Annotated in this window: 26 protein-coding genes, 1 tRNA gene and 2 pseudogenes; 12 read left to right on the forward strand and 17 right to left on the reverse strand. The window is 62.8% G+C overall.

Annotated features, from left to right (window positions below):
- Positions 1-159: 159 nt before the first annotated feature.
- Positions 160-3,018: a DNA gyrase subunit A gene (gene gyrA, locus J2Z17_RS07670; RefSeq protein WP_209943712.1), complete on the forward strand. Its 2,859-nt coding sequence runs from the start codon at positions 160-162 to the stop codon at positions 3,016-3,018.
- 247 nt (positions 3,019-3,265) lie between these two features.
- Here gyrA and J2Z17_RS25375 read toward each other — a convergent pair whose 3' ends face one another.
- The gene (locus J2Z17_RS25375; protein ID WP_280923345.1) at positions 3,266-3,400 is read right to left on the reverse strand and encodes a hypothetical protein; all 135 of its coding nucleotides are present in this window, start codon (positions 3,398-3,400) and stop codon (positions 3,266-3,268) included.
- 42 nt (positions 3,401-3,442) lie between these two features.
- Entirely contained in the window at positions 3,443-3,595 is a 153-nt protein-coding gene (locus J2Z17_RS07675) for a hypothetical protein (RefSeq protein ID WP_209943714.1), read from the reverse strand.
- A gap of 79 nt (positions 3,596-3,674) precedes the next feature.
- Here J2Z17_RS07675 and J2Z17_RS07680 point away from each other — a divergent pair, with 79 nt between their 5' ends.
- The 7 genes from J2Z17_RS07680 (at position 3,675) to J2Z17_RS07710 (ending at position 8,624) form a co-directional block, all read left to right on the forward strand.
- Complete coding sequence (locus J2Z17_RS07680; RefSeq protein WP_209943716.1) at positions 3,675-3,938, forward strand: hypothetical protein; 264 nt, start codon at positions 3,675-3,677, stop codon at positions 3,936-3,938.
- An 82-nt stretch (positions 3,939-4,020) separates the two neighbouring features.
- A complete protein-coding gene (gene coaD / locus J2Z17_RS07685) occupies positions 4,021-4,515 on the forward strand; it encodes a pantetheine-phosphate adenylyltransferase (RefSeq protein WP_209943718.1) in 495 nt (164 codons plus the stop codon).
- Between the two features lie 26 nt (positions 4,516-4,541).
- Positions 4,542-5,111, forward strand: coding sequence for a peptidylprolyl isomerase (locus J2Z17_RS07690; protein WP_209943720.1), 570 nt, complete (start codon positions 4,542-4,544; stop codon positions 5,109-5,111).
- Between the two features lie 69 nt (positions 5,112-5,180).
- On the forward strand, positions 5,181-5,690 hold the full coding sequence (locus tag J2Z17_RS07695; protein ID WP_209943722.1) for a peptidylprolyl isomerase: 510 nt from the start codon (positions 5,181-5,183) through the stop codon (positions 5,688-5,690).
- Between the two features lie 74 nt (positions 5,691-5,764).
- Positions 5,765-6,847 (forward strand): tRNA preQ1(34) S-adenosylmethionine ribosyltransferase-isomerase QueA, encoded by a 1,083-nt coding sequence (gene queA, locus J2Z17_RS07700; protein WP_209943724.1) that lies wholly within the window; start codon positions 5,765-5,767, stop codon positions 6,845-6,847.
- Position 6,848: 1 nt separating this feature from the next.
- The gene (gene tgt / locus J2Z17_RS07705) at positions 6,849-7,979 is read left to right on the forward strand and encodes a tRNA guanosine(34) transglycosylase Tgt (protein WP_209943725.1); all 1,131 of its coding nucleotides are present in this window, start codon (positions 6,849-6,851) and stop codon (positions 7,977-7,979) included.
- A gap of 30 nt (positions 7,980-8,009) precedes the next feature.
- Positions 8,010-8,624: a regulatory protein RecX gene (locus tag J2Z17_RS07710; RefSeq protein WP_209943726.1), complete on the forward strand. Its 615-nt coding sequence runs from the start codon at positions 8,010-8,012 to the stop codon at positions 8,622-8,624.
- 23 nt (positions 8,625-8,647) lie between these two features.
- On the opposite strand, the gene J2Z17_RS07715 is transcribed toward J2Z17_RS07710, so the two are convergent.
- The 11 genes and pseudogenes from J2Z17_RS07715 to metG all read right to left on the reverse strand — a co-directional run bounded on the left by J2Z17_RS07715 (position 8,648) and on the right by metG (position 16,876).
- Positions 8,648-9,025, reverse strand: coding sequence for a GFA family protein (locus tag J2Z17_RS07715; RefSeq protein WP_209943727.1), 378 nt, complete (start codon positions 9,023-9,025; stop codon positions 8,648-8,650).
- 63 nt (positions 9,026-9,088) lie between these two features.
- Positions 9,089-9,355: a hypothetical protein gene (locus tag J2Z17_RS07720; RefSeq protein WP_209943728.1), complete on the reverse strand. Its 267-nt coding sequence runs from the start codon at positions 9,353-9,355 to the stop codon at positions 9,089-9,091.
- Positions 9,356-9,629: 274 nt separating this feature from the next.
- Positions 9,630-10,070, reverse strand: a complete 441-nt coding sequence (locus J2Z17_RS07725; RefSeq protein ID WP_209943729.1) for a DUF4864 domain-containing protein — start codon at positions 10,068-10,070, stop codon at positions 9,630-9,632.
- 147 nt (positions 10,071-10,217) lie between these two features.
- Positions 10,218-11,579, reverse strand: coding sequence for an FAD-containing oxidoreductase (locus J2Z17_RS07730; protein ID WP_209943730.1), 1,362 nt, complete (start codon positions 11,577-11,579; stop codon positions 10,218-10,220).
- Complete coding sequence (locus tag J2Z17_RS07735) at positions 11,579-12,037, reverse strand: DUF4126 family protein (RefSeq protein WP_209943732.1); 459 nt, start codon at positions 12,035-12,037, stop codon at positions 11,579-11,581. The genes J2Z17_RS07730 and J2Z17_RS07735 overlap by 1 nt, the downstream gene beginning before the upstream one ends.
- A gap of 256 nt (positions 12,038-12,293) precedes the next feature.
- A complete protein-coding gene (locus tag J2Z17_RS07740; RefSeq protein ID WP_209943734.1) occupies positions 12,294-12,782 on the reverse strand; it encodes a GNAT family N-acetyltransferase in 489 nt (162 codons plus the stop codon).
- A 69-nt stretch (positions 12,783-12,851) separates the two neighbouring features.
- Positions 12,852-13,214 (reverse strand): annotated as a pseudogene (locus J2Z17_RS07745) (transposase); the annotation flags it as partial.
- Between the two features lie 144 nt (positions 13,215-13,358).
- Positions 13,359-13,595, reverse strand: coding sequence for an Lrp/AsnC ligand binding domain-containing protein (locus tag J2Z17_RS07750; protein WP_209943735.1), 237 nt, complete (start codon positions 13,593-13,595; stop codon positions 13,359-13,361).
- 116 nt (positions 13,596-13,711) lie between these two features.
- Positions 13,712-14,533, reverse strand: coding sequence for an MBL fold metallo-hydrolase (locus J2Z17_RS07755; protein ID WP_209943736.1), 822 nt, complete (start codon positions 14,531-14,533; stop codon positions 13,712-13,714).
- A 4-nt stretch (positions 14,534-14,537) separates the two neighbouring features.
- On the reverse strand, positions 14,538-15,317 hold the full coding sequence (locus J2Z17_RS07760; protein ID WP_209943737.1) for a TatD family hydrolase: 780 nt from the start codon (positions 15,315-15,317) through the stop codon (positions 14,538-14,540).
- An 8-nt stretch (positions 15,318-15,325) separates the two neighbouring features.
- Complete coding sequence (gene metG, locus J2Z17_RS07765) at positions 15,326-16,876, reverse strand: methionine--tRNA ligase (protein ID WP_209943738.1); 1,551 nt, start codon at positions 16,874-16,876, stop codon at positions 15,326-15,328.
- Between the two features lie 248 nt (positions 16,877-17,124).
- Here metG and J2Z17_RS07770 point away from each other — a divergent pair, with 248 nt between their 5' ends.
- Positions 17,125-17,943 carry a sulfite exporter TauE/SafE family protein gene (locus tag J2Z17_RS07770; protein ID WP_209943739.1) on the forward strand — a complete coding sequence of 273 codons (819 nt, stop codon included), beginning with the start codon at positions 17,125-17,127 and terminating at the stop codon, positions 17,941-17,943.
- 15 nt (positions 17,944-17,958) lie between these two features.
- Here J2Z17_RS07770 and J2Z17_RS07775 read toward each other — a convergent pair whose 3' ends face one another.
- From J2Z17_RS07775 to J2Z17_RS07790, 4 genes are all read right to left on the reverse strand, one after another.
- Positions 17,959-18,987 carry a DNA polymerase III subunit delta' gene (locus tag J2Z17_RS07775; RefSeq protein ID WP_209943740.1) on the reverse strand — a complete coding sequence of 343 codons (1,029 nt, stop codon included), beginning with the start codon at positions 18,985-18,987 and terminating at the stop codon, positions 17,959-17,961.
- Positions 18,984-19,676 (reverse strand): dTMP kinase, encoded by a 693-nt coding sequence (gene tmk / locus J2Z17_RS07780; RefSeq protein WP_209943741.1) that lies wholly within the window; start codon positions 19,674-19,676, stop codon positions 18,984-18,986. Before tmk ends, J2Z17_RS07775 begins: the two co-directional genes overlap by 4 nt.
- Positions 19,677-19,783: 107 nt before the next feature.
- On the reverse strand, positions 19,784-20,944 hold the full coding sequence (locus J2Z17_RS07785) for a D-alanyl-D-alanine carboxypeptidase family protein (protein WP_209943742.1): 1,161 nt from the start codon (positions 20,942-20,944) through the stop codon (positions 19,784-19,786).
- Between the two features lie 50 nt (positions 20,945-20,994).
- Positions 20,995-22,038, reverse strand: coding sequence for a septal ring lytic transglycosylase RlpA family protein (locus J2Z17_RS07790; protein WP_209943743.1), 1,044 nt, complete (start codon positions 22,036-22,038; stop codon positions 20,995-20,997).
- A 443-nt stretch (positions 22,039-22,481) separates the two neighbouring features.
- On the opposite strand from J2Z17_RS07790, the gene J2Z17_RS07795 reads away from it, so the two are divergent.
- The 3 genes and pseudogenes from J2Z17_RS07795 to J2Z17_RS07805 form a co-directional block, all read left to right on the forward strand.
- Positions 22,482-22,571 (forward strand) — tRNA-Ser (locus J2Z17_RS07795).
- 367 nt (positions 22,572-22,938) lie between these two features.
- Positions 22,939-26,394: a hypothetical protein gene (locus J2Z17_RS07800; protein WP_209943744.1), complete on the forward strand. Its 3,456-nt coding sequence runs from the start codon at positions 22,939-22,941 to the stop codon at positions 26,392-26,394.
- 156 nt (positions 26,395-26,550) lie between these two features.
- Positions 26,551-26,833: pseudogene (locus tag J2Z17_RS07805) on the forward strand (helix-turn-helix domain-containing protein); the annotation flags it as partial.

Consider the following 26,833-nt stretch of genomic DNA (forward strand, 5'->3'; position numbering starts at 1 on the left):
TCTCCGGCGGCAAGGCCGTCGGCGGCGATTGCCTCAAAGCGCGCGCGGGTATGGGCAAGGGTTCAAAAGCCTGTTTACAACGGGGCCGGAAAATTGGCGTGGCCGGAACCTTTCCGCTATAAACTTTTCAGTGATTCTGGAAAGAGATCGTGACAAGTTTTGACTGAGCAAAGCACTCCCGGCGGCGGAAGCTTCCCGTCCGACATTCAGCCGATTTCCATCATGGAGGAAATGCAGCGGTCGTATCTCGATTACGCGATGAGCGTTATCGTCAGCCGCGCCCTTCCCGATGTCCGCGACGGCCTCAAGCCCGTGCATCGCCGAATCCTATTCGGCATGTCGGAGCTGGGCATCGACTGGAACAAGAAATACGTCAAATGCGCACGCGTCACCGGTGACGTGATGGGTAAATACCACCCGCACGGCAATTCGGCGATCTACGACGCGCTGGCCCGCATGGCGCAGCCGTGGTCACTTCGGCTGCCGCTGATCGATGGACAGGGCAATTTCGGTTCCGTCGATGGCGATCCGCCGGCTGCCGAGCGCTACACCGAGTGCCGCCTGCAGAAGGCCGCGCACTCGCTGCTGGACGATCTCGACAAGGACACCGTCGATTTCCGCGAAAACTATGACGGGACGCTGTCCGAGCCGGTCGTCGTGCCGGCCAAGTTCCCCAACCTTCTGGTCAACGGCGCCGGCGGCATCGCGGTCGGCATGGCCACGAATATCCCGCCGCACAATCTGGGCGAAGTGATCGACGGTTGCATTGCGCTGATCGACAAGCCGGAGATCGAGCTTGCGGAACTGATGGAGATCATCCCCGGCCCGGATTTTCCGACCGGTGCGATGATCCTCGGCCGCTCGGGCATCCGCTCGGCCTACGAGACCGGCCGCGGCTCGGTGGTTATGCGTGGCGTGGCCCGTGTCGAGCCGATGCGCGGCGACCGCGAGCAGATCATCATCACCGAGATCCCGTATCAGGTGAACAAGGCGACGATGATCGAGAAGATGGCCGAACTGGTGCGCGAGAAGCGCATCGAGGGCATCTCGGACCTGCGCGACGAATCCGACCGCGAAGGCTACCGCGTCGTCATCGAACTGAAGCGCGACGCCAATGCCGACGTCATCCTGAACCAGCTCTACCGCTATACACCGCTGCAGACCTCGTTCGGCTGCAACATGGTGGCGCTGAATGGCGGCAAGCCGGAACAGCTGCAGCTGCTCGACATGCTCAGGGCCTTCGTCTCGTTCCGCGAGGACGTGGTCAGCCGCCGCACCAAGTTCCTGCTGCGCAAGGCACGCGACCGGGCCCATGTGCTGGTCGGCCTGGCGATCGCGGTCGCCAATCTTGATGAGGTCATCAAGCTCATTCGCCATGCGCCGGATCCGGCCACCGCCCGCGAACAGCTGATGGAACGCCGCTGGCCGGCACACGACGTCGAAGCGCTGATCCGGCTGATCGACGATCCGCGTCACAAGATCAACGAGGACAACACCTACAATCTTTCCGAGGAACAGGCGCGCGCCATCCTCGAACTGCGTCTTGCCCGCCTGACGGCCCTTGGCCGCGACGAAATCGACGAGGAACTGAACAAGATCGGGGCAGAGATTTCCGACTATCTCGACATCCTGTCTTCGCGCCTGCGCATCCAGCAGATCGTCAAGGACGAGATGTCGGCCGTGCGCGATGAATTCGGCACGCCGCGCCGCACCCAGATCATCGAGGGCGGTCCGGACATGGACGACGAGGATCTGATCGCGCGCGAAGAGATGGTCGTCACCGTCAGCCATGCCGGCTACATCAAGCGTGTGCCGCTCGCCACCTATCGGGCCCAGCGTCGCGGCGGCAAGGGCCGTTCCGGCATGGCGATGAAGGACGAGGATTTCGCAACCCGCCTGTTCGTTGCCAATACCCATACGCCGGTGCTGTTCTTCTCCTCGCGCGGTATCGTCTACAAGGAAAAGGTCTGGCGCCTGCCGATCGGCACGCCGACCTCGCGCGGCAAGGCGCTGATCAACATGCTGCCACTCGAAGCCGGCGAGCGGATCACCTCGATCATGCCGCTGCCCGAGGACGAGGACAGTTGGGCAACGCTCGACGTGATGTTCACCACAACCCGGGGAACGGTGCGCCGCAACAAGCTGTCCGACTTTGTCCAGGTCAACCGCAACGGCAAGATCGCGATGAAGCTCGATGACGAGGGTGACGCCATCCTCAATGTCGAGACCTGCACCGAGCATGACGACGTGCTGCTGACCACCGCGCTCGGCCAGGCGATCCGCTTCTCGGTCGACGATGTCCGCGTGTTTGCCGGCCGCAACTCGATCGGGGTGCGTGGTGTCTCGATGGCAGACGGCGATCGGATCATCTCGATGACCATCCTCGCCCATGTCGACGCCGAGCCGTGGGAACGGGCCGCCTATCTCAAGCGCGCTGCTGCCGACCGTCGTGCGGCCGGCGCCGACGAGGACGAGATCGCGCTGGTCGGTGAAGAGGTGGTCGAGGAAGGCCAGCTGAGTGACGAGCGCTATGAGGAGCTGAAGGCGCGCGAACAGTTCGTGCTGACGGTCTCCGAAAAGGGCTATGGCAAGCGGTCGTCCTCCTATGACTTCCGCACCTCCGGTCGCGGTGGCAAGGGTATCCGTGCCACCGACACCTCGAAGACGAGCGAGATCGGCGAACTGGTTGCCGCGTTCCCGGTCGAGGAGAAGCACCAGATCATGCTGGTGTCCAATGCCGGACAGCTGATCCGCGTACCGGTCGACGGCATCCGCTTCGCCAGCCGCGCGACCAAGGGCGTGACGATCTTCTCCACCGCCAAGGACGAGAAGGTGGTCTCCGTCGAACGCGTCAGCGAGCCGGAGGAAGAGGCCGAAGTGCTGGAAGGCGAGGGGGCCGAGGGCGTCGATGCCGCAACGGACGCGGGTAGTGCCGCCGACCTGCCGACATCGAGCAGCGAAACCCCTGCCGACGGTGGTCCAGCCGAGGGCGCCGGCGAGGCGCCGACCGAAGAGTGATCGGGCGGCGGGTTAACGCCCGCCGCATGTTCCTCGCGGATCCTTGCCCATCCGGGGCTGTTCATCGTAGCACGGCCCCAAATGATCGCACGAAAAACGCCGCCTTGCGTGATGCAAAGGGCGGCGTTTTTCGTTGGGGATGTCTTCGGATCGATAGGATATCGCGGGGCCGGAGGCTACGGTGACCGGGGCTTCTCAAGTAAAAGACGCAAAAACCTGACTATCTACTTCTAACGGCTGGTTTGCCTCAGAAAAGCTCGCGGCGATGGGCCATCGACTTGATGTCCTCGTTTTCGCGCTGCATCAACGAAACGCTGGAGGCGACGGTCAGGACGAACATGCCGCTGATCAGCGCTGCAAGAATGGTCAGAATTGCAAACATACTCGGGAGTCTCCCGTAAAGTGGCGGTTTAAGCTAAGCCGCTCAGTGTCCAAAGCTGTGGTAGCGAGCGCTGATCGGCGGTCCGTAGAAGGTCGCCTGATCCTCGTTTTCCATGTAGAAGCCGACGGAGGTTGCCAGCATCGCGGTCATGGTCATCATCCAAAGCAAGTTGATCACGGTTACCTTGTTGAGCATTGTATTCACCTCTTAGAAATCCCTCTCTCGACCCATTTAATCGCTGGGGCAACATTTTGTTCCCTATGGAGCGAAAAAGGTGGAAAAAAGGCCGAAAAATCGGCAAGCGATTCTTTCTGTTGAAAAAAAACGGCAGTCAGAGCCGGGACTGATCGAGACAATCGGTTATGGCATGAGCCAGTCTTTCCAAGACGAGGGACGCAACGGCAGCGGCTATAGCAAGAACAGCGAGCATGGCAATTCTCTTTTTGGGGTTATCCGGCGTCTCTTACCGATCGCTGCCATTATGGTGAACGGCGATGACGAGAGGCTGAACCCTTTGTTCATCTGGCGTTCATCCTGATGGCCCGAAGCTCGGGTCTCGAAAGCCGCTTGCGGTCGGCTGCGGTCCATGACAAAAGGCGTGAAACATTAATCGGCTGACCATGACGACTGCATTTTATCCGGGCTCTTTCGATCCGTTGACGAACGGCCACCTGGACGTGCTGCTCCAGGCCCTGAATGTCGCCGACAGGCTGATCGTCGGTATCGGCACCCATCCGGGCAAGGCGCCGCTGTTCTCCTACGCGGAGAGGGCCGAGCTCATTCGTCGGTCTCTGGCGGCGGCACTGCCGGAACGCGGCGGCGATATTGCGGTCGTTGCCTTCGACGGTCTGGCGGTGGATGCCGCGCGGGAGGCGGGCGCGAGGCTTCTGGTCCGCGGCCTGCGCGATGGCTCCGATCTTGACTACGAGATGCAGATGGCCGGCATGAACCAGCAACTGGCGCCGGACATCCAGACCATCTTTCTGCCGGCGGGCACGGCCTCGCGGCCCATTACCGCCACATTGGTCCGGCAGATCGCCTCCATGGGAGGCGATGTGCGGGCATTCGTCCCGACCGTCGTTTTGGACGCCTTGAAAACCAAGCTCGAACAATGAGCTCTGTTTTAAAACTGGGAGCACCCATGAAACTCATCGCTCTTGCCTTTGCCGGCCTGCTCGGTCTGGCCAGCCTGTCGACACAGGCTGTCGCCGCCGAAGACGACTACCTCACCATCCAGCTGAAGGACGGCCCCGTCGTCGTCCAGCTTCTGCCGGACGTGGCGCCGAAGACGGTTGCCCGCGTCAAGGATCTTGCCAAGAAGGGCGAATACGACAATGTCGCCTTTCACCGCGTCATCGAGGGCTTCATGGCCCAGACCGGTGACGTCGAATTCGGCGACATGAAGGACGGCTATGACGCCCAGCGCGCCGGCACCGGCGGTTCCGACCAGCCCGATCTGCCCGCCGAGTTCTCCAGCGTTCCCTTCGAGCGCGGCACGCTCGGTATGGCGCGCGCCCAGGATCCGAACTCCGGCAATTCGCAGTTCTTCATCATGTTTGCCGATGGCAGCTTCCTGAACGGGCAGTATACCGTGTTCGGCAAGGTCATTTCCGGCATGGAATACGTCGACAAGATCAAGCGCGGCGAAGGCGGCAATGGCGAGGTCAACGACCCCGACCGGATGATCAAGGTCACCGTCGGCCGCAAGTAACAATAGACACGCTTTTATAGAGAGTGGGGCAAACGGGGGCGTTTGGCCCGAGAAGAAGGAGAAACACCCATGGCCGAGATCAAGGATCCGGAAAACACCATCCTGATGGAAACCACCAAGGGCAATGTCGTCATCCAGCTGTTGCCGGAAGTCGCGCCCGAGCACGTGGCCCGCATCAAGGAACTGACCCGCGAAGGCGCCTATGACGGCGTCGTCTTCCACCGCGTGATCCCCGACTTCATGGCCCAGACGGGCGACGTCAAGTTCGGCAAGAAGGGTGGCGACAGCTTCAACCCGGGTCGTGCCGGCATGGGCGGCTCCGACAAGCCGGACCTGAAGGCTGAATTTTCGGCAACGTCGCATATTCGCGGCACCTGCTCGATGGCCCGCTCGCAGAGCCCGAACTCGGCCAATTCGCAGTTCTTCATCTGCTTTACCGATGCGCCCTGGCTGAACAAGCAGTATTCGGTCTGGGGCCAGGTCGCCGAAGGCATGGACGTTATCGACCAGATCAAGAAGGGTGAGCCGGTCACCGATCCCGACTCGATCGTCTCGATGAAGGTTGCCGCCGACGCCTAAGCCGGTTATTGGACGAGCCCGCCCGGTGTCTTGAAGGACGCGGGGCGGGCTTTTTTGTTTTCTGATGGATCTCCATGCGCGTCGACCTCTTCGATTTCGACCTTCCCGAGGACAGCATTGCGCTGCGACCCGCAAGCCCGCGCGATCATGCGCGGTTGCTCGTCGTCAGGCCGGACGGTGAGCCGCAGCTGGAAGACCGGCAGGTTTTCGACCTTGTCGACTTCCTGCAGCCGGGCGACGCGCTGGTGTTCAACGACACGCGGGTGATCCCCGCGCAGCTCGAGGGCGTGCGCCTGCGCGACGGAGCAGAACGGACCGCCGTTTCCGCCACGCTCCACATGCGCACTGCCGCCGATCGCTGGAAGGCGTTCGCAAGGCCCGGCAAGCGGATCAAGGCGGGGGACCGGATCGCGTTCGGCGAGGCCAATGGCGCATGCCTCGACGGCGCGCTGATGGCGACAGTCGCAGAAAAGGGCGAGGCGGGCGAGATCGATCTTGCCTTCGACCTTTCCGGCCCGGAGCTCGACCGGGCGATCGCCATCGTCGGCCACATCCCGCTGCCTCCTTATATTGCCGCCAAGCGACCGGAAGACGCGCAGGATCGGGCCGACTACCAGACGATCTACGCGCGGCAGGAGGGGGCTGTCGCCGCGCCGACGGCCGGCCTGCACTTCACCCCCGACCTGTTTGAAAAACTCGACGCCGCCGGCATCGAGCGCCATTTCGTCACGCTTCATGTGGGCGCCGGCACCTTTCTGCCGGTCAAGGCCGACGACACCGACGATCACAAGATGCATCTGGAAATCGGCCATGTGACGCCCGAGAACGCCGAGCGGCTGAATACGGTGAAGGCGCGGGGCGGCCGCATTGTCTGCGTCGGCACCACCTCGCTCAGGCTGATCGAAAGTGCGGCCGACGACGACGGCACGATCCGGCCCTTTGCCGGCCCGACCGGCATCTTCATCACGCCCGGCTACCGCTTCAAGGCGGTGGATCTGCTGATGACCAATTTCCACCTGCCGAAGTCGACGCTGATGATGCTCGTCTCGGCCTTTGCCGGCCTGGAGACGATGCGCACCGCCTATGCCCATGCGATCGCCACCGGCTACCGTTTCTATTCCTACGGCGATTCCAGCCTGCTTTTCCGGAAAGCGTGAGATGCACGAGAACTTCCAGTTCACCCTGAAAGCCACTTCCGGAAAGGCCCGGCTCGGCGAAGTGTCCATGCCGCGCGGCACTATCCGCACGCCGGCCTTCATGCCGGTCGGCACGGTGGGCACGGTCAAGGCGATGTATCTCGACCAGGTGCGCGAGCTGGGCGCCGACATCATTCTCGGCAACACCTACCACCTGATGCTGCGCCCCGGCGCCGAGCGCGTCGCCCGTCTCGGCGGCCTGCACGAGCTGATCCGCTGGCCGCATCCGATCTTGACCGACAGTGGCGGCTTCCAGGTCATGTCGCTGTCGGGGCTTCGCAAGCTCGACGAGCAGGGCGTGACCTTCAAGAGCCATATCGACGGCTCGACCCATCACATGTCGCCGGAGCGCTCGATCGAGATCCAGGGCCTGCTCGGCTCCGACATCCAGATGCAGCTCGACGAATGCGTCGCCCTGCCGTCGGAGCGCAAGGAGATTGAGCGAGCCATGGAGATGTCGCTGCGCTGGGCCGAGCGCTGCCGCGTCGCCTTCGGCGAACAGCCGGGCAAGGCGATGTTCGGCATCGTCCAGGGCGGCGATCAGCCGGACCTGCGCATCCGCTCGGCGGAAGGCCTGACCCAGCTCGACCTCAAGGGCTATGCCGTCGGCGGGCTGGCTGTCGGCGAACCGCAGCATGTCATGTTGGAAATGCTCGACGTCACGCTGCCGGCGCTACCCACCGGAAAGCCGCGCTATCTGATGGGCGTCGGGACACCGGACGATATCCTGAAATCGGTCGCCTGCGGCATCGACATGTTCGACTGCGTGATGCCGACCCGTTCGGGCCGTCACGGTCTGGCGTTCACCCGCCGCGGCAAGGTCAATATCCGCAATGCCCGCCACGCCGAGGACATGCGTCCGCTCGACGCGCAGTCGAACTGCCCGGCAAGCCGCGATTATTCCCGCGCCTATCTGCACCATCTCGTGCGCGCCAACGAGGCGCTTGGCGGCATGCTGCTCTCCTGGCACAATCTGGCCTATTACCAGGAACTGATGCAGGGCATCCGCAAGGCGCTGGAGGAAGGCCGGTTCGAGGACTTCATGGCCGAGACCCAGGAGATGTGGGCACGCGGCGACATCGATCCGCTATAAGCGGACAACAGTTTGCCGGGCAGGGCAGGGATGAGCGACAGCGACGACGACACTGCGCGGACCGATACCGCCGATGACGGGACGCCCGGCGCCGAGGTGCCCGATGCGCCGGCCGGTCCGACACCACGCATGCTTGCCTGGGCGCGCAATTCGGCCGCCTGGCGCATTTCGCGCAAGATGATGACCGAGCGTGAACTGTCGGACGCGGTGTCGCGCAAGGCGCGGCAGAAATTCGAGGACATACCGGAAGAGCATGTGGCGCTGCTCGCCTGCGCCGCCGTCGATTTCGGCCGGATGGCCGGTGCCATCGACGATGCCAACTATGCCGAGGTCAAGACTCGCTCGCTGACCGGCAGCGGCCGTTCCAGGCGCATGATCGCCCGCAAGCTCGCCGAAAAGGGTGTCGGGCAGGAATTGATCGCCGAGACGCTTGTCGACGCCGACGACACGGATGCCGCGATCATCTTCGCCCGCAAGCGTGCCTTCGGACCGTTTCGCAAGGTCGAGCCCGACCAAAAGCGCATGACCAAGGAACTGTCGGCCTTTGCCCGTAACGGCTTCTCGCTGGCGCTCGCCCGGCATGTGCTGGAGATGGACCGCGACGAGGCGGAGGAACAACTGCTCGGCCGCCACAGGCTGCTGTGATCGCGCTTGTCTGATCTCCGGCTCTATTGCGGGGTCTGCGGAACGCCATCGGCAAGCGCGTAATAGTCGCCCTTGTCGGCGACGAAGATGTGGAGCGCGAGCGTGGTGCCGGTCGGGGCATCGAAGGCGCCCATCGCCACCGAGATCCAGTCGCGGGCCGGGTCGAACAACAGATGCGCGCCGCAGGTGGTGCAGAAACCGCGCCGGACCTTGCCCGACGATTGGTACCAGGTGAGATTGTCTTGGCCCTCGATCGTCAGAGAAACCTTCGCGACTTCGGTGGCGGCATCATAATGGCCGGTAAGCTTGCGACACCGGGTGCAGTGGCAGGCGACGGGATCCTTGAAATCACCTTCGACCTCGAAGCGGACGGCGCCACAGAGACAGGATCCTTTCGGCATGCGCATCTCCGTGACATATCCGCAGGGGGGCTAACCCTTGAGGCAGGATGGGAAACCGCCACCTTACATGGCAGCGCTGGCCTTGGCGCGATTATAGTTCGCTGCTTCGGCCGCCTGGCGCTCGCCGGCCGCAGCTTGGGCGAGACCCCCATCCTTGAATTCCAGCGCATCCATCAGCGCGCGCAGGATTTCGTTTCGCAGCCGGCAGGCGCTGCGGGCCGTCAATTGCTTGTCCATCCACTGGCCGGCATGAACCAGATTCATGCCTTCCTTGAGGACGATTTGCTCTGCCCGGGACAGGGCCCAGATCTCCAGTTCGTCTGGCTGCATCGGCGTTAAATCCATCGTGTTGCCATAATGGAGCTTAAGTCGATTCGATGAGCCGTTCCACAAGTTTTAAGTAGCACAGTACATATTAGTGCGTGGTTCGCAGATCTGGTCCGACATTCGCCATGATGGCGCCGGGCTTCTGCCTTGAGCCCGGCAAAGACTTGCCGAAAGCGTGGCCAATTCTGGGCGGGCGTGTCGGCGGCGCTGCAGTTACGCCGATAGGTTGCCGGTGCGGCCCACTTGGATATACCTGCCGGGACCGGCGAAAAGACTGTCAGATGCCGTTGCTGACGCGGTCGCGCAGCATGCGCACGCCATTGATCGCGAAGACTCCGTCCGGCTGGCGCTCCAACTCGTAAAGGGCTGCCCATTGCCGGCCGTCGTGATCGGCGATGAGAACCACCTGGAAGCCGTGCTTCTCGTCCGGATCGAGCTCGCCTTCGCCGAAAGCGTAAGAGCCGGGGCTGTAGACCGCTTCATAGGTCCGGCGGACCATCTCGCCGAACAGCTGGGGCTCGCGAAACAGCTTCTTGATCGCCGGCGAGGCATAGGAGAAGGCGGCATCGGTATCCTTGTTGATGAAGGCGGTGAGCTGGCCGCTGATCACCGCGCGCATCTCGGTCATCGCGTCGGCGGCTTTTGCGGGGAGGGAGAAGAGGAGGGCACACAGCGTGGCACTGAGGGCGAGCGGGGTGAAAAGTCGGTATCCGGGCATTCGCAACACCTCGTGGATTAGTTTCACCTTATGTATGATAGGGGCAATTGGAGAAAATGGAAGAGTACGCCGCTGAATTTGGCCCGGCCTGCTGATGCCAGGTCCACGACAGACGAGCGAAAAGGGCTTTAAGTGCCCGACCCGGCGCTAGACGGGCTGCAAGCCGCCGATCAGCGTTGGCACCTGTTCCGATACTGTCGGATGGATCGGCACCGCCCATTTGAGCGCATGATGGGAGGTCTTCGCATTCATCGCGTCGAGGATGCCGTGGATCGCCTCGTCGCCGCCGGTTCCGAGGATCGCGGCCCCGAGGATCTGTCCGCTCGAAGCATCGGCAACGAGCTTCATGAAGCCTTGCGTCTCATCCTTCTCGACCGCCCGGCCGACGGCGCTCATCGGCCTGACCGAGACCAGCAGGGGGCGTCCGCTGGCGCGCGCCGCGCGCTCGCTCATGCCGACCCGCCCGAGTGGCGGATCGATATAGAGCGCATAGCCGAGGATCCGGTCGCTGACCTTGCGGTCCTCGCCGTCGAGCAGGTTGGCCGCGGCAATCTCGAAGTCGTTGTAGGAGGTATGGGTAAAGGCGCCGCGCCCGTTGCAGTCGCCGAGCGCCCACAGGCCCTTCACATTGGTCTGCAGCCGGTCGTCGACGGTAATGTAGCCGCGGGCGTCGCACGTGACGCCGGCGGCCTCGAGCTCGAGGTCGTCGGTATTGGGTGTCCGTCCGGTGGCGACCAGCACATGGCTTGCATAGAGCGTCTCGCCACCGGCCACGATCTCGATATCCGCGCCATCGGTGGCAAACCGCAGATCGCCAGTTCCGGTGCGGATATCGATGCCCTCGGCCGACAGGATGCCGGCAATGGCATCGGATATGTCGGCATCCTCGCGGGACGCGATCCGCTCGCCGCGCTCGATGACGGTCACCTGAGCGCCGAAGCGACGATACATCTGGGCGAATTCCAGCCCGATATAGCTGCCGCCGACAATCACCAGATGGCGGGGCAGGGTATCGAGCTGCAGGATTGAGGTGCTGGTGAGATAGGGTATGTCCGCAAGCCCCGGATAATCCGGGATCGTCGGCCGTGCCCCCACATTGATGTAGATCTGCGGCGCCTGCAGCCTCTCGCCGTTGACGATGACCGTGCGGGCATCCTCAAACCGCGCCTGGCCGCGCAGCAGCGTGAGGTTATCGATACCGCCGAGCCAGTCTTCCAGCCCCTGGCGGGCATTGTGCGTCACGCTTGCCGCGCGATCGCGCACCTTCGCCATATCGACGCTGGACGCACCTTGCGTCACGATCCCGAATTCGGCGGCGCGCTGCACCATCCGCGCGGCATGGGCGCTGGCGACCAGCGTCTTGGTCGGCATGCAGCCGGCATTGACGCAGGTTCCGCCCAGGAACTTTCGCTCGACCAGGGCAACCTTGCGCCCGGCCTCAGCCAAGCGGGCGGCAAGAAACGGACCGGCCTGGCCGGCACCGATGACGATGGCGTCGAAGCTCCGCATCAGACCGCCACGACGATGATCAGTGCGCCGGCGATCGCCACGAGATCCTCGATCAGGGCCGCCGGCCGGTCACTGCCGAAAGCGGCCGCGAGCCTGCCCCGGACGGCCGCGCCGCCCAGGGTGCCGATGACCGCGCCGATGATGCCGGCCAGCAGGCCGCCGATCAGCGCACCGCCCGAAGCTCCGAGGGTGGCGCCGCAGAGCGCGCCCGAGACGATGCGCGCGCCGAACTGCACCGGCACCTTGCGCGACGGCGTCGACGGCAACTGGTCGGTGACGAGTTCGACGATCGCCAGCACGGTGAAGATCCACGGGGTCCAGCGATAGCCCATGAAGGCGAGGGCGGAGCCCGAGATATCAAACCAGCCGAGATAGGCAGCCCAGGATACCGCCGCCGGCGCGGTCATGGCTCTGAGCCCGGCGATGATCCCGATCAGCAATGCAAGAGCATAAAGCATCGCGATAACCCTCTGGAAGAAAACGGTCCGCAAGGCGTCTGCGGCGACGGAATGAAGACGTCAGAAAGAAGAGTGTCACAAATGAGAAAGCGGAAATTCCCGGCAACGATACTGCCGTGCCGCAAATTGAGCGCAAACCGCGACACTTGCAAGCAGGAATTGAAGGCTTGCGCGCCCCCGAGATCGACCGCGGTCCATGATTGTCTGGGAGAGGGCGCGCCGGTTAGCGTCGACGGTGGATCGCAATCGCGCGTGCCTAAGGACTGGCCTGCATCGGCAGTATCGGGCCCCAGGGCGTTTCCTGAACCGGGCCGAAGACCGTGAAACCTGCCTTTTCATAGGCCGAGATGGCGCGGGCGTTTTCCGGGTGGGGATCGGTCGCAACGACCGGAGCACCGGCGGTGAACAAGTCCTGCAGGCGTTGCGCGATAAAGGCGGGGCCATGGCCCTTGCCGATCATGTCGGGCTCGCCGATGAATTGGTCGATACCCCGGGAGCCCTTCGGGAGCGCGGAAAAATGATGATTGTCCCAGCCATGAACCGTGTAGTCCTGCAGATAGGCAAAGGGGCGTTCCGCTATCGAGACAATCCATCGGCTGACCCGCAGGTCTTGCAGCTTCTGCGCGCTGAAGGGCTCGGCCGCATCCCACCACGCGCGGACATGCGGTCGCGACTGCCACGCCGCCAGCCGCCCGAAATCGGCCGGCGTCACCCTCTGGAATTTGTAGCGGCTGCTCGCTGACATGTGGTGACGATACCATATCGGCCACCGGTTCCCACAGTCGCACTAAGAGGGCATCGCACGGGCCTTCAGTCGCGGTCGCCGCCGCTGCGCCCGATCTCCGGCAGGTGCCGTCCTCGCTTGATCTCTTGGCCGTCAGACGAGTATGCGAACTTGTAGATCGTTTCGTGACTGACCGAGATCGGATGCCGCTCCAGACGCATCCTTCCGGCGATCTGCTGTGGTGACCAACCGTGCTTGATCCGTTCGACAACAGACTGCCTCACATTTGCGAAGCGAACCAGCTTCCGGAGCTTGGCCCGTCACGAGCAAGCCATGTCGTGCGCTGTGACGGTAGTAGCCATCCAGATCCGGGACGACCTTGTCGACGAACGCGTTGCGCCTGATCTCGCGGTAGATGGTTGAACGATGACGCCCGAGCTGGCGGGCCATCTCGTGAAATTACTGGCATGTCGCACTTGGAAATAGAATGTACCCCTCTTACATCCGATGATCACATAAGATAGATTATGGAACTAAACGATATGCCGAAAGCCGCGAAATCCGGGCTTTCCGCCTCGATCTCAGCCCCAATGCCGATCAGAATGCCTTGAATGTCAACGTCGTCAGCGTGCGGTCGACGTGATCGATGTCGGAGAAGATGTCGTTGACGTATTTGCCGACATCGGCGTCCTCTGGCACATAGACCTTGGCGATCAGGTCGTATTCGCCGCTGGTCGAATAGAGCTCCGAGACGACTTCCTTCTCATAGATCCGGTCGGCGACGTCGTAGGTCTTGCCCGGCCGGCAGCGAACCTGGATGAAGATGCAGATCATGTGGCTACTCCCGTTTCGTCTCTCTGCGCCATCTCCGGCGCACATTTGCGTGACGCTTCAGATAGCTGTGAAGCCCGGCTGATCTGCCGTCTTCGTAAATCTCGCAATCGCCTTGATCAGTCGGCCGAAACAGCCATTTCCAGCGAAAGTCCGTCATAGGCCGGCTCGACATGCGGCGGTGTCTCGGCCATCAGCGTATCGTAGTCGAGCGGCGTGTGCATGTGGGTCAGGATGGCGCGCTTCGGCCTCAGCCTCTCGATCCATGCCAGCGCCTGGTCGACCGACAGATGGCTTGGATGCGGCTTGTACTGCAACGCGTCGATCACCAGCACGCCCAGTCCGGCAAGTTTTTTCGCGGTTTCCTCCGGGATCGCGCTGACATCGCTGCAATAGGCGAAATCGCCGATCCGGAAGCCGAGCGAGATGATGTCGCCGTGCTGCTGCTTCAATGGCAGGAAGCCGATGGCACCGCCCGGCCCTTCAATTGCGAATGTTGCGTCCAGATCCTCGATCAGATTGGCGGTGACGATCGGCGGATAGCTGCTGTCTTCAGGCGTGTGCAGGCAATAGCCGAAACCGGCGCGGATGCGGCGCATGGTTTCCGGCTCGGCATAGATCGGGATCGCCTGGTGCTGGGCATGGAAATAGCCGCGCAGATCGTCGATCCCGTGCAGGTGGTCGGCATGCGCGTGGGTATAGAGCGTCGCGTCGATCCGCTGCACCCGGGCGGCGATCATCTGTTCGCGAAAATCCGGCCCGGTATCGACGACCACGGTCGTCTGCGCGCCATCCGGCGCAATCTGCTCGACCAGCAGGCTCGCCCGCATGCGCCTGTTCTTCGGGTTGGACGGATCGCAGGCGCCCCAGTCTCCGGTGATCCGCGGCACACCTGGTGACGACGAACAGCCCAGAATGGTGAAACGACGGCGGTACTCCATGACCTTACAGGCTCGGCATCTTCGAGAAGACACGCAAGGCATTTTCCGTGGTGATCGCCGCGATCTCGTCGTAGCTGACGCCCTTGACCTCGGCCAGAACCTCGGCGGTGTTCACCACATAGGACGGCTCGTTGCGTTTGCCACGCCAGCGCTTCGGCGCCAGATACGGTGCGTCCGTCTCGACCAGCAGCCGGTCGAGCGGAATGCCGGCGGCGATCTCGCGCAGTTCGGTCGATTTGGGAAAGGTCAGGATGCCGGTGAAGGACACGTAGCCGCCAAGCTCGATACCGGTCTTTGCCAGCGCTTCGCCGGCCGAAAAGCAGTGCAGGATGAAGGGGAAGGCCCCCTTCCCGGCTTCCTCCGTCAATATGGCGGCCATGTCGTCGTCGGCGCTGCGCGCATGGATGACGAGCGGCAGACCGGTGATCCGGGCGGCGGCGATATGCCGGCGAAACCCGGTCTGCTGGTCCTGCGGCGTCTGCGTGTCGTAGAAATAGTCGAGACCCGCCTCGCCGATCGCCACCACTTTCGGGTGCTGCGACAGCCGCACCAGATCGTCGGTCGTCACGTCCAGCTCTTCGCCGGCATTGTTCGGATGCGTGCCGACCGAGCAGAACACGCTCGGATAGCGATCCGTCAGCGCCAGCAGCGTCTCGAGCTTCTTCACCCGCGTCGAGATCGTCACCATCTGCTTCACGCCGGCCTGGTGCGCCCGCGCGATCAGCGCGTCGCGCTCATCGTCGAAATCGGCAAAGTCCAGATGGCAATGGGTATCGATAAGCATACGAAATATCAGCCCTTCGGTTCCGGTGCGACATAGCGCGGGAAGACCGGCGACGGTGTCGGAAGCGGCGTGCCGGCAACCAGCCGGTTGGACGCGCCGAGGCTTGCGAAATCGCGAGCATCGTCCGGAGCGGCGACGAGATCCAGCAGCTTGGCGGCCGAGGCCGGCACATAGGGCTGCAGATGGATCGACACCTGGCGCACCACTTCCGCCGTCACGTAGAGCACGGTCGCCATGCGGGCCGGATCGGTCTTCTTCAGCGCCCAGGGTTCCTGGCCGGCGAAATAGCGGTCGGCTTCCGACACCACGGCAATAATCGCCGCCACCACCTTGTGAATGTGGAGCTTTGCCATTTCCTCGCGGGCAATGTCGATCAGCCCGTCGACGGAGGCGAGCATCGCGCGGTCGGCCTCGGTGAGATCGCCGCAGACCGGGACCTTGGCATCGCAATTCTTGCCGATCATCGACAGCGAGCGGCTGGCGAGATTGCCGATACCGTTGGCGAGGTCGGCGTTGACGCGGGTGCCGATCGCCTCTTCGCTATAGCTGCCGTCCTGGCCAAAGGAGACTTCGCGCATCAGGAAATAGCGGATCGGATCGAGACCGAAATGTTCGACCAGTTCCTTCGGGCCGACGACATTGCCGAGCGACTTCGACATCTTCTCGCCCTTGTTGAGCAGGAAGCCGTGGGCAAAGACGCGCTTGGGCAGCGGCACGCCGGCCGACATCAGGAAGGCCGGCCAGTAGACGGCGTGAAAGCGGATGATGTCCTTGCCGATGATATGGGCGTCGCAGGGCCAGTATTTCGCCCGGGCATTCTCAGGATCGGTAAGATAGCCGGTCGCCGTCAGGTAGTTGGTCAGCGCGTCGACCCAGACATACATCACGTGCTTCGGATCGTCTGGCACCTTGATGCCCCAGTCGAAGGTGGTACGCGAGATCGACAGGTCCTTCAGCCCCGACTTGACGAAGGACATCACCTCGTTGCGGCGTTCGCTCGGGCCGACGAAGTCGGGATCGTTCTCGTAGAGCGCGATCAGCTTGTCCTGATAGGCCGAGAGCTTGAAGAAATAGCTCTCCTCCTCGACCCACTCGACCGGCGTGCCCTGCGGTCCGTAGCGCACGCCGTCTGCGCGCAATTCGGTCTCGTCTTCCTGGTAATAGGCCTCGTCGCGCACCGAATACCAGCCGGCATAGCTGTCCTTGTAGATGTCGCCATTGTCGGCCATCCGCTTCCAGATCGCCCGCGACGTCTCGTGGTGGCGCTCTTCGGTGGTGCGGATGAAATCGTCGTTGGAGGCGTTCAGCAGCGCGCCCATGGCGCGGAATTCGTCGGAATTGCGCTGTGCCAGTTCCGACGTCTCTATGCCCTCGGCCCGCGCCGTCTGCTGCATCTTCTGACCGTGCTCGTCGGTGCCGGTCAGGAAGAACACATCCTTGCCGTCCAGCCGGTGGAACCGGGCGATCGCGTCGGTCGCGATCAGCTCGTAGGCGTGGCCGATATGCGGCTTGCCGTTCGGATAGGCAATGGCGGTGGTAATATAGAAGGTATCTTTCATCGACGAGCCTTAGACGAGCTTCCCTGCATCATGTCCTGCCGCTCTTAACCCATGTTGCTGCTTTGCGAAACATGTAGTTTGACACCGGGCGGTCGATTCCCGCGCCGCGGGCAGGCGTTTCGGCGGGTGGCGCAAGCTTGACAGACCGCGCCCGGCCCCCTACCCCCCGATGGATGGAATCTGCAAGGCGGGCCGTTTTTTAAACAGCGGCTCCGTCAGCCGGGTTCGGCTCGCCAAGGGGATGCTCTTTGTCGTTCATTGACACCTTCGAACCGCTCTACTCGGTCACAGGATTTTTTGTCGGTCTGCTGGTCGGCGTGACCGGCGTAGGCGGCGCTTCCCTGATGACGCCGCTTCTCGTGCTGTTTTTCGGCGTTCATCCGGTGATGGCGGTCGGAACCGACCTGCTCTATGCCGCGATCACCAAGACGGCGGGGGCCGCCGTCCACCACCGGCACGGACAGATCCACTGGCGCATGGTCGGACTGCTCGCCGCAGGCAGCATCCCGGCTGCCGCCGTCACCCTGTTCTTGATGTCGGGCGTCGATCGGCACAGCGTCCAGGCCGTGTCGCTGCTGACAGGCGCGCTCGGCTGGATGCTGCTGTTGACCGCGCTGGTGCTGCTGCTCGGGCGTCGCATCTCGACCTTCAGCCTGGCCGGCAGGCCTGGGTCGGCAAAATCCCTGTCGGCAAAACCGATGTCGGCGACCCGCATTGCCGCTCTCACCGTTCTGCTCGGCCTCTTCCTCGGCGTCGTGGTCACCATGACCTCGGTCGGTGCCGGCGCGATCGGCGTCACCGTCCTGCTGCTTCTCTACAGGATGATCCCCATCCAGGGCATTGTCGGCTCGGATATCGCCCATGCCATACCCCTGACGCTGGTCGGCGGCATAGGCTACTGGATGATCGGGGAGATCAACTGGATCCTGTTGGTGTCGCTGCTGATCGGCTCGGTGCCGGGCATCATCCTCGGCAGCAGCATCGCGCCGCGCATGCCCGAACTGATCGTCCGGCGCGTGCTTGCCGCCACCCTGATCCTGGTCGGCGCCAAGATGATTCTCGGCTGACCGCCAGCCGGAATATCAGGCCGCGATTTCGCTCATCACGTCGAGAATGGTCTGCTTGCGGTCGAGATTGTAGGCACCCGCCACCGTGAACCGTTCGTCGATGGCCGAAACCAGCCCGGCAAACCGGTTGGCGAGATCGAGCCGGCCGTCCAGCGCTGCGGCGCGGGCCTGCTGCCTGAGGAAATCGCCGACATGCTCGGTGAAGAAGTTGAACGCCGCATCGCTGTCGCGACCGCTGAGTGCGTCGGCCAGCTGATGCATGGCCTTGCGGCGGGCGGGGCCCTCTCCGTCGATCGCCTTGTCGAACGCGGCGATGATGTCCAGCCCGCCGTAATTGATGATCTTCAGCGCCCGGGCGACGCTGCCGTCCGCGATCTTCAGCACGGCGCGTGCCTCCTCGTCCGAGCGCAGCGCAAAGCCGAGATGGTCGAGCGCCGCGCGCATCGCCTCGTCCGACAGCGGTTTCAGCCTGAGCGGCAGGCAGCGCGAGCGGATCGTCGGCAACAGCCGTCCCGGCGCATGCGACAGCACCAGAAACAGCGCACGGCGCGGCGGCTCCTCCAGGATCTTCAGGATCGCATTGGCACCGTTGCGGTTGAGGTCGTCGGCCGGATCGATGATGACGATCCGCCAATTGCCGCTGCCGGAGGTCTGCGAGAAGAAATGCCCGGCCTTGCGCACCTCATCGACGGTGATCGTGCTCTTCACCTTGCCGGTCTTTTCGTCGACCGGCCGGGTCAGATGCAGCAGGTTGTGACTGGCGCCGCTGGCGATCTGCCGGCTGACCGGCGATGCCGGATCGGGGTCGGCAAGACGGTCCGGCGCCTGTTCGGGGTCTGGATGCGACAGAACGTGATTGGCAAAACGGAAGGCGAGCGTCGCCTTGCCGATGCCCTCCGGCCCCTCGAGCAGGATCGCATGATGCGACTTGCCGGAGCGATAGGCCTCGGCAAGGAACTGCTCGGCCTGCTGATGGCCGTGGAGCACGGTGTTGAGCACCGGCGCGATCGCGCCTTCGAGCACGCCTGGGCGAAGTTCGCTCATGACAGGCTTGCCGGTTCTTTGGCCGGTGCGTCACGCCGCGATGCCAGTCTCGGCTCGACGACGGCCAGAATATCGCGCGCCACCTGGTCGGGGTCGCCGGCCGCGTTGACGACGTGACAGCGGTCGGGATTGTCCCTGGCAATGTCGAGAAAGCCCTGACGCCGCGTCTCGTGGGTCTCCACCTCCTCGCGCTCGTAGCGGTCCGGGGCCTCGTTCGCACCGCTGCCGCGGGCGCTGCGTGCCTTGGCCCGTGCCAGCCCGAGATCGGCCGGAAGATCGAGGATCAGCGTGATGTCGGGCAGCACGCCGTTGATCGCCACGCGCTCCAGCGCGTCGATGAATTGCGGTTCGAGATTGCCGGTGACGCCCTGATAGACCCTGGAACTGTCGATGAACCGGTCGCAGAGCACGATGAAGCCCTTCGACAGCGCCGGACGGATGACCGTTTCCACATGGTCGTTGCGGGCGGCGGCAAAAAGCATGGCCTCCATGCGCACGCCGAAGGCCTCGGCACCGCCCGACAGGATCACGTGGCGCAATGCCTCGGCCCCTGGCGAGCCGCCGGGCTCGCGGGTGGTCAGCACCTCGTGGCCGGCGCGGCGCAGACTGTCGGCAAGGCGGCGAATCTGGGTGGATTTTCCGGCCCCTTCACCGCCTTCGAATGTTATGAACACGCCCCTGCCCTGCATTTGCCCTTACCAGCACTCAAAAACCCGTTTCGATCGTCTAGCGTCTGTTTAACCCAAGATGGCGGGCCGGTCCACGCGGCAAGCATCCTCAAGCCTGCGCCACCGGCTCATAGCCAGAAGAAAAGCCCTTCGACCAGCGCATCCAGCGAGCGCTGCCAGAGCTTGCCCCGCGGCACGGTTTCGATCGTCTTCAGCGGCACCTCGCGCAGCACATGGTCGTTGAGCGAGATCTGCAGCCGCCCGACGGCGGCATCCCTGGCGACCGGCGCCTTGAGTGGCCAGTGATAGACGATCCTGGCATCGAGCAGCGCCGGATCATTGGCCGGCACGAAGACATCGACAGGACCATCGGCTGCAAGATCGACATCGCCGCTCGCCCCGCCATAGACGCTGGCCTGGCCGACGACGTCGCCGGCCTGGAACACGCGGCGGCGCTCGAACGAACCCTCCGCCCAGCGCAGGATGCGGTCGGCCTCGTCGCGCCGGTCGGCCTCGTTGTCGAGACCGCTCAGGCCAAGGAAAAACCGGTTGCCGTCATGCAGGGCGGAGACCACGAGGCCATAGCCCGCCTCCTCGGCATAGCCGGTCACCAGACCGTCGACGCCGAGCCCATGGCTCAGCAGCGGGTTCTTGTTGCGCTGAAAGATCTTGTTCCACTCGAAATCGGGCTGCGCATAGATCTGGTAGAAATCCGGATAGGTTTCCTGCAGATGCCGGGCGAGTTTCACCATGTCGGCGATCGTCGTCTTGTTGCCCGGAGCGGGAAGCCCGGTCGCATTGGCAAAGGCGGTGTGGGCAAGGCCGAGTTCCTTGGCCCTGGCCGTCATCCGCGCGGCGAATTTCGCCTCCGATCCGTCCATCCCCTCTGCCAGGATGATGCAGCCGTCATTGGCCATCTGGACGATGACGCCCTTGATCAGGTCCTCGACGCGGATTTCGGATTTCAGCGCGGCAAACATCGTCGCGGTGTGCGACGGCGCACCGCCGGTGCGCCAGGCATGCTCGGAGACCTTGTAGGTCGTGTCGGGTGTGATTTCGCCGCTCTTCAGCGCCTCGAACACGACGTCCGCCACCATCATCTTGGTCAGCGACGCCGGTGGAATGATGGCATCCTCATCCTTGGACAGCAGCACCGTGCCGGTGGAGGCCTCGATCAGCAGGACGTTTCCGGCCTTCGGCTGGAAGTCGCCGATCACCGCTGCTGCAGCCGGAAAGGCGGTCAGCAGACACAGGATGAAGGTTGCGGGAACGGCAAGACGAGGAGGCATGCGTTCGGTCCGCTGCGGCATGTTGACGACGATCGGCCGGCCAGGCCGGTTCAGAGCGCGGCCTGATCGTGACGGCGGGCATAGTCCCGGATCGCGTCCTGGGTCAACCGGTTGTCGCGCACCAGGATGGCATCGAAGGCATCGCTGCCATCCGCGGCATCGGATTCCGCGTAGGCTGCGACGAGCGAACCTGCCGGCGAGATCGCTGCGAAGCGGTCCGGCCGTTCCGTGACATAGGGACCGGTTTCCGGCAGCGTGGCGAACTGGTCGAAGGCCGCCGTCGTTCCGTCTGTCGGTACCGCCAGATAGGCGCTGGCGACGCGCACCCGGTCGGGCTCGGCCAGCGGCACGGGAACCGCACCCGGCACGGCGGCGGCAGGCGGCGGCGTCTCGAATTCGGTGGAGAGATTGGTCGTGTTGGATGCGACCATGACGCCCGGCGTGACGCTGCCGTTCGGCAGTACCTGCGGTGCGGCATTCGGGCCCGGCGTGTAGGAGGCCATCAGATACGGCAGATCGTGACCGTCCATCCGCGCGGGGCCGACATATTTGACCCGCACATGCGCGGTCCCGATCGTCTTCATGTCCAGCAGTTCGGCGGTCTTTTCCGAGACGTCCATGATCCGGCCGCGATGGAACGGGCCGCGGTCGTTGACGCGCACGACGACCGAGCTGCCATTGTCGAGATTGGTGACTTGTGCATAGCTCGGCAGCGGCATTGTCGGGCTTGCGGCGGACAGGTAATACTGGTCGTAGACCTCGCCATTGGCGGTCTTGCGGCCGTGGAAGGCGTCGCCATACCAGGAGGCAAGGCCGGTCTTCTCGTAGTCGGGGTTGAGCTTGGGATAATAGGTCTTGCCCTTGACCACATAGGGCTTTCCGACGAGGTAGCGCCCGCCGCCGCGCGGCATCTTGCCATTGCTGGCAACCTTTGGGCTGGCCTTCACGCCATATTCCGATTCGGAGAAATGTTCCTTGGAGGCGTGTTTCTTCGGTGCGTTCGTGGTGGTGGTACACGATGCGGTGGCCATGCAGGCTACCGAGAGAGCCGCTACGGAAGCCGCTCTCATCCCACGTTTATGCAAGTCCTTCATCGTCCCCGCTTCGTCTCAAATCCGCAGCCGATCCCGAGAAATCGGCTGCATAAAATGGCTGACACAAGGTTATCCGTAAGCTCGTTCCTACAGGAAGGGTCGCGCTTTGACAACATCCTACGATCGTCAGGCCAATCTGCCGTTGGCAGTGAGATTAGCCGTCCATAGTTAGTAATTCGTAAACGACTTATGCTGCTGATTCGGGCGATATCGCGGCGGCAGATCTTGAAAGTCGCGCTCGGTGAAACGGCGCTTGCAAAGCGGGCGCGGTTTGGCCATAAGCGCCTGCATGCCCGACAGGCTCCGGGCGGCCCTGGTCGCCGCTTGAAAACCTGGGTGGGACCGGATATCGAACTGAAAGTCCGGAGGCTAAACCGTGCTTCGGCGACGGTTGACCGGTTCACGTCGCATCAGGCACAGCGTCAAGCTATGCGGCGATCGACGGAAGTGTGGCCGAGTGGTTTAAGGCACTGGTCTTGAAAACCAGCGTGCGGGAGACCGTACCGTGGGTTCGAATCCCACCGCTTCCGCCAGCGCCTGTTCGCGTTTTTGCCGGCCCATCGCCCTTCCCTGCTTTCAGCCTTGCCGCAGCCCGATGGGGATCGGATCGCGTTCGCGTGCCAATCCCTGTTCTGTGGGCGCAGATGCGGACCGGCATTCGGCCTGTCGCGACATTTCCGATGTAAACGCTTTCCTCGCGTGTCCGTCATCGCCGCGTCCTGCTTGCGGACTGCTGGCGCCACGCACCAACCATGCCACAGCGCGCACGACCGCGGGGCGGGACTGGGATCGAGCTTTGGGCAACCGCCGGGGCCATGCGCCGGCGTATCGAGATCGAGGAGGCCAGCACCGCTATCGGGGACATCGCCGCGCCATCGCCCTGTATAGAGAGTCCGGTCCATGCCGCTAGATGCCAACGAAATCAAGACACTGAAAAGGTTGATCCCGACGGCGCGAAAAAAGCAGATGTCGTTCGCCGTATGGCTCGGCAAGAGCCCGGAGGATACGCTTTTATCCCTCAGTGCGCGCAGCGGCAAAGGCAAGGCGCTCCTGCAGGTGTCCAGGGCGCGGGCCAAGACGACACGATCCGCCTTCGGCAAAGTCACGATCGAAGGCAATACGATGAGCCTGACATGCGAGGGCAAGCCGTCGGGCGGCATCGCCACCGGACTCCGCGCATTTCTGAAAGTCATCGACGTCCCGATGCGGATCGAACTATTGGATGAGCAGGGACGAGCGCTTGACGACGACGGCGAAGAGGCCGCGGATGAGGCAAAACGCGCAGAGCCGTCCAATTTCTCCATTGACACGCCGCCAACCGATGAAACCATGGCCCGGTTGGCGGCGCGTCTGGAAAAACGGCGCAAAATGGACGCCACCAGTCGGTCGAAAGCAGAGCCCGACGCCCAACAGCAGCGGAGGCGCCGCAACCTCCAGGAGAGACACGGCGCGCTTGTTACGCGTGCCATGCGCTTGAATGCCTTCAAGCATGAGAGCAACAAAATCCGCAAGCTGTGGGAGCAGCTTGCCGCCGAGCGCCGCCAGTTCGAACTGTTGCTGAAAAGAGACGACAAACTTGATGACGCGACCGACATGCTGGCGGATATCGCGAGCACGACCGCCGACCTTATGGCGGAAATCGCCCCGATCATGGCATTCCAGAAAGAACTGGCAAAGGTCGAGCCGATCCTGACCCGTGCCCGCGCCGTATATCATCCTGACAAGAGCTTGCAGGCGACCTTCGAGAATTTTCAGAGGCAGGACGAGGTGCTTCACAAGGCGCAGTTGGACGGACAATACGCACAGGCGATCCGGCAAATCGACATCGCGCGGCTGTCGGCCGAAAGGCTGCTGGATCGACTTCCCGCAGTCGACCACAGCAAGGAACGGGATCGGCAGGCTTTCGCGGCCTTGCAAGAGGCCCGGGCAAAAAGAAAGATCGCCGAAGAGATCCCGGTAACCCTTCCTGAGGTTTTCAAACTCTGGGAACGGGCTTTCGCCGATCTGCAAGCGGCCGACAAGGCTCGCCTCGATCGCGACTGGGTTGCCATGGAAGGCGCTGCCAGAGCGGCGGGCGGCATCCTCGACCAGATCATCGCACTTCGGGATGAGGCAGACGGACAAAATGACCAACTGCAGCAATACAGGAAGGTACTGCAGGTCTGTCGAATTCCGCTCAAAAATCCGGCGATCTCACCTGAAAAGGCGAAGTGGCAGGCGCAAATCCGAAAGGCTTTGACCGCGATTTCGGACCATGTCGAGGAAGGCAGGCTGAGTTTCGCTTTGAAAGAGATTGAAGCGTACAGCCGCACGCTCAAACGGCAGGCCCCAAAAATCGAAGAGCAGGAAAAGGCACGAGAGATGAGACGCGATGATTCCAGAGCGGCTTTCTCTGAGCGGAAGACAGACCAGGCAGCGGCAGGGGCCATCAAGCCGATGACTGAGGAAGGCTTGGTGCTTTACCGCAAGATGCAGGACGCCCTCGCAGCTTTCCAAAAGGCAAGCAACGGCGGCGAGGAGGATTGGGAGGAGAAGCTCGAACACTACGCGCAAGCGGTCGCGGCAGTGTTGGCCCGCGAACCCGTTGAGGCAGCGCAAGCAAAGGCAGCGAAGTCGGCCTTCGACGAGAAACAAAAACGCGCCCAGCAGGCATATGGTGAAGCACGAGTCTTGATCAAAGCGAACCGGCCCTTGCTCGATCAGGAAGAAGAGACCCTGCAGGCCGCCACGGCCAAGGTGTCGACCCTCAAGAAGCAGTCCCGCTACGGGGAGGCGCAAAAAGCGGCGCAGGAGGTCCTTGCGTGTGCCGAGACGATAATTGCGAAAAAGCCGGAGGTGGAACAGCGGAACCAGGTATTAAAGGACAAATTCTTCAGTGCCGAACGGGACGCCAGACCGCGGATCGACGGTGCCATGGCCTATGATCCCACGGTTTTGCCCACCATCTCGGCCGATCACCAGACGCTGACAGGGCTTGACGCCCAGCTGAAGGGGGAGCGCGCGGAGGGGCTCTGGGAGAAGGCCACCGCGACGCTACGGGAGATGAAGGCGGTGTGTGAACGGCTTGCACCTTTCGACGCACACTATGTGACGGCCAGGGCCAGGGTTGAGGACGCGCGTGAGCGGTTCGACGCCGGCCGGTCGGCGCAAGACCGGGAGCTGGTTAAGAAGGCTTCCGGCATACCAGGCTGCACCCAGGAACTGAGCAAGCGGAGATGGTTGTTCGACGCGGTGTCGACGGACTACCATCAGGCGTACAAACAACACCGCTATGAAGATGCGGGGCGCACTTGGCAAGAACTTGTTGACGCGGCAAGGGAGGTTATTGCACTCGAGGGGGAGTACACGCCCCTGCGGAAGAAAAAATTCGGGATGAAGACCAAGGTTGACGGGATCGTTGAAAAATCCCTGGAGATCCTGCCGTTAACACCTGACTTGGCCAAATTGCGCAAGGCGCTGCTCGACTCGAAAGTCCGGCTTGAGGCGGCCTACGCGGTGTTCGACGACGCGGCGATCGAGGCTTGTCAGCGGACCGCCCTGCAAGCTGCAAAGGCGCTCGACAATGCGGCTAACGCCAAGGTCGTGAAGAGCATCCTTGGCGGGGGCGAAACAGTCTATCGCGCGGCGCTCAAGAAGGCCAAGGAGACTGCCGCCAATGCGGTGAAGACAATCGAAGCCAGCGATGGCGAAGAGCTGCGCCAACAGTCGTTCGACACCAAGCTCCAGCTCCTGAAGGATCTTCAGGCCGGAAAAGCCGGCCTCTCGACGGCCGAGCGGGCGGCGCAGCGCAAGCTTTACGCCGCGATCGAGCCGGATCCGGCATTTACCGCCCTGGACGAGACCCGCGAAAGCGCGTTGATCACCAGCATCGCTGCAGACGAAGAACTCATGGCCGCACAGGAGAGCTGGCCTGGAAAGTCGATCAAGGAGCGTCTACAGCTGCTGCGCCGGACGCTGGCGGCACAATGCAAGATTTATGGCATGCCGATGGTGGCACTGGAGCCCTACGAGGAGGCTTCCAACATGACTGCCTATTACGCCGATCGGCAGCACGTGATCAGGATCAACACCCATCCCTCGGGCAAGATGGACGACCTCTTCGCGGTGATCGACCTGGTGGTGCATGAAAACGCGCATAACTATCAGCTTAGTCTGAAAAAACGCCTGGACGAAGGGCTGATAGAAAAGGACAGCCCGGAATACCGACAGGCCCAGCTCTTTGCTCTCAATGTCGACGCCGGCTACGTGGAGGCCAGGGAAGATGGCGACGTCTACCAGAAACAACCGCGCGAAGCGCATTCCTTCAAGCTTGGGCCCCGTGTCGCGGAAGCGATAAAGGCTAGAATGAACCCGTGACCGCCAGAAGACGACGAGATCGAGGACGACGACATCAACGGGGATGAACGGTCGACGACCGGCCAAATCCGTCCCTTTGGCCGCTAGTGGATTGATCGAAACGAAAGAGTCCATTTTTCGGATTCCTATGGTGTCCCGGATATGCGAGAGTATCTCATGCGTACCGGGATCACATTCGACGTTACACTTGCCGACCGTGCTCGGCTCGAAGCCATTGTAGCCGCTGGCAGCTCGCCACAGAAGCATGTGTGGCGAGCGAGGATCATCCTCATGAGCGGAGATGGCTTTGGAACTGTGGCCATCATGGAGGAAACTGGCAAATCCAAAACCTGCGTCTGGCGCTAGCAAGAGCGGTTTATGTCCGAAGGTGTGGATGGCCTCCTACGTGACAAAAGCAGGCCTCCTGGCATAGCCCCACTCGATGATGAATTAGTCGAGA

Origin of the sequence: Heterorhizobium halophytocola (assembly GCF_017873095.1) — a bacterium.
GTDB lineage: Bacteria > Pseudomonadota > Alphaproteobacteria > Rhizobiales > Rhizobiaceae > Allorhizobium > Allorhizobium halophytocola.

Bases quoted from the DNA above. Each gene is read 5' to 3' on its own strand.
- J2Z17_RS07675 (WP_209943714.1), bottom strand. From the start codon at position 3,595: ATGCTCAACAAGGTAACCGTGATCAACTTGCTTTGGATGATGACCATG.
- J2Z17_RS07690 (WP_209943720.1), top strand. From the start codon at position 4,542: ATGAAACTCATCGCTCTTGCCTTTGCCGGCCTGCTCGGTCTGGCCAGC.
- J2Z17_RS07730 (WP_209943730.1), bottom strand. From the start codon at position 11,579: ATGCGGAGCTTCGACGCCATCGTCATCGGTGCCGGCCAGGCCGGTCCG.
- J2Z17_RS07710 (WP_209943726.1), top strand. From the start codon at position 8,010: ATGAGCGACAGCGACGACGACACTGCGCGGACCGATACCGCCGATGAC.
- J2Z17_RS07735 (WP_209943732.1), bottom strand. From the start codon at position 12,037: ATGCTTTATGCTCTTGCATTGCTGATCGGGATCATCGCCGGGCTCAGA.
- tmk (WP_209943741.1), bottom strand. From the start codon at position 19,676: ATGCAGGGCAGGGGCGTGTTCATAACATTCGAAGGCGGTGAAGGGGCC.
- queA (WP_209943724.1), top strand. From the start codon at position 5,765: ATGCGCGTCGACCTCTTCGATTTCGACCTTCCCGAGGACAGCATTGCG.
- J2Z17_RS07695 (WP_209943722.1), top strand. From the start codon at position 5,181: ATGGCCGAGATCAAGGATCCGGAAAACACCATCCTGATGGAAACCACC.
- tgt (WP_209943725.1), top strand. From the start codon at position 6,849: ATGCACGAGAACTTCCAGTTCACCCTGAAAGCCACTTCCGGAAAGGCC.
- J2Z17_RS07725 (WP_209943729.1), bottom strand. From the start codon at position 10,070: ATGCCCGGATACCGACTTTTCACCCCGCTCGCCCTCAGTGCCACGCTG.
- J2Z17_RS07785 (WP_209943742.1), bottom strand. From the start codon at position 20,944: ATGCCTCCTCGTCTTGCCGTTCCCGCAACCTTCATCCTGTGTCTGCTG.
- coaD (WP_209943718.1), top strand. From the start codon at position 4,021: ATGACGACTGCATTTTATCCGGGCTCTTTCGATCCGTTGACGAACGGC.
- J2Z17_RS07750 (WP_209943735.1), bottom strand. From the start codon at position 13,595: ATGATCTGCATCTTCATCCAGGTTCGCTGCCGGCCGGGCAAGACCTAC.
- J2Z17_RS07775 (WP_209943740.1), bottom strand. From the start codon at position 18,987: ATGAGCGAACTTCGCCCAGGCGTGCTCGAAGGCGCGATCGCGCCGGTG.
- metG (WP_209943738.1), bottom strand. From the start codon at position 16,876: ATGAAAGATACCTTCTATATTACCACCGCCATTGCCTATCCGAACGGC.
- J2Z17_RS07715 (WP_209943727.1), bottom strand. From the start codon at position 9,025: ATGCCGAAAGGATCCTGTCTCTGTGGCGCCGTCCGCTTCGAGGTCGAA.
- J2Z17_RS07720 (WP_209943728.1), bottom strand. From the start codon at position 9,355: ATGCAGCCAGACGAACTGGAGATCTGGGCCCTGTCCCGGGCAGAGCAA.
- J2Z17_RS07790 (WP_209943743.1), bottom strand. From the start codon at position 22,038: ATGAAGGACTTGCATAAACGTGGGATGAGAGCGGCTTCCGTAGCGGCT.
- J2Z17_RS07760 (WP_209943737.1), bottom strand. From the start codon at position 15,317: ATGCTTATCGATACCCATTGCCATCTGGACTTTGCCGATTTCGACGAT.
- J2Z17_RS07800 (WP_209943744.1), top strand. From the start codon at position 22,939: ATGCCGCTAGATGCCAACGAAATCAAGACACTGAAAAGGTTGATCCCG.
- J2Z17_RS25375 (WP_280923345.1), bottom strand. From the start codon at position 3,400: ATGTTTGCAATTCTGACCATTCTTGCAGCGCTGATCAGCGGCATGTTC.
- J2Z17_RS07755 (WP_209943736.1), bottom strand. From the start codon at position 14,533: ATGGAGTACCGCCGTCGTTTCACCATTCTGGGCTGTTCGTCGTCACCA.
- J2Z17_RS07740 (WP_209943734.1), bottom strand. From the start codon at position 12,782: ATGTCAGCGAGCAGCCGCTACAAATTCCAGAGGGTGACGCCGGCCGAT.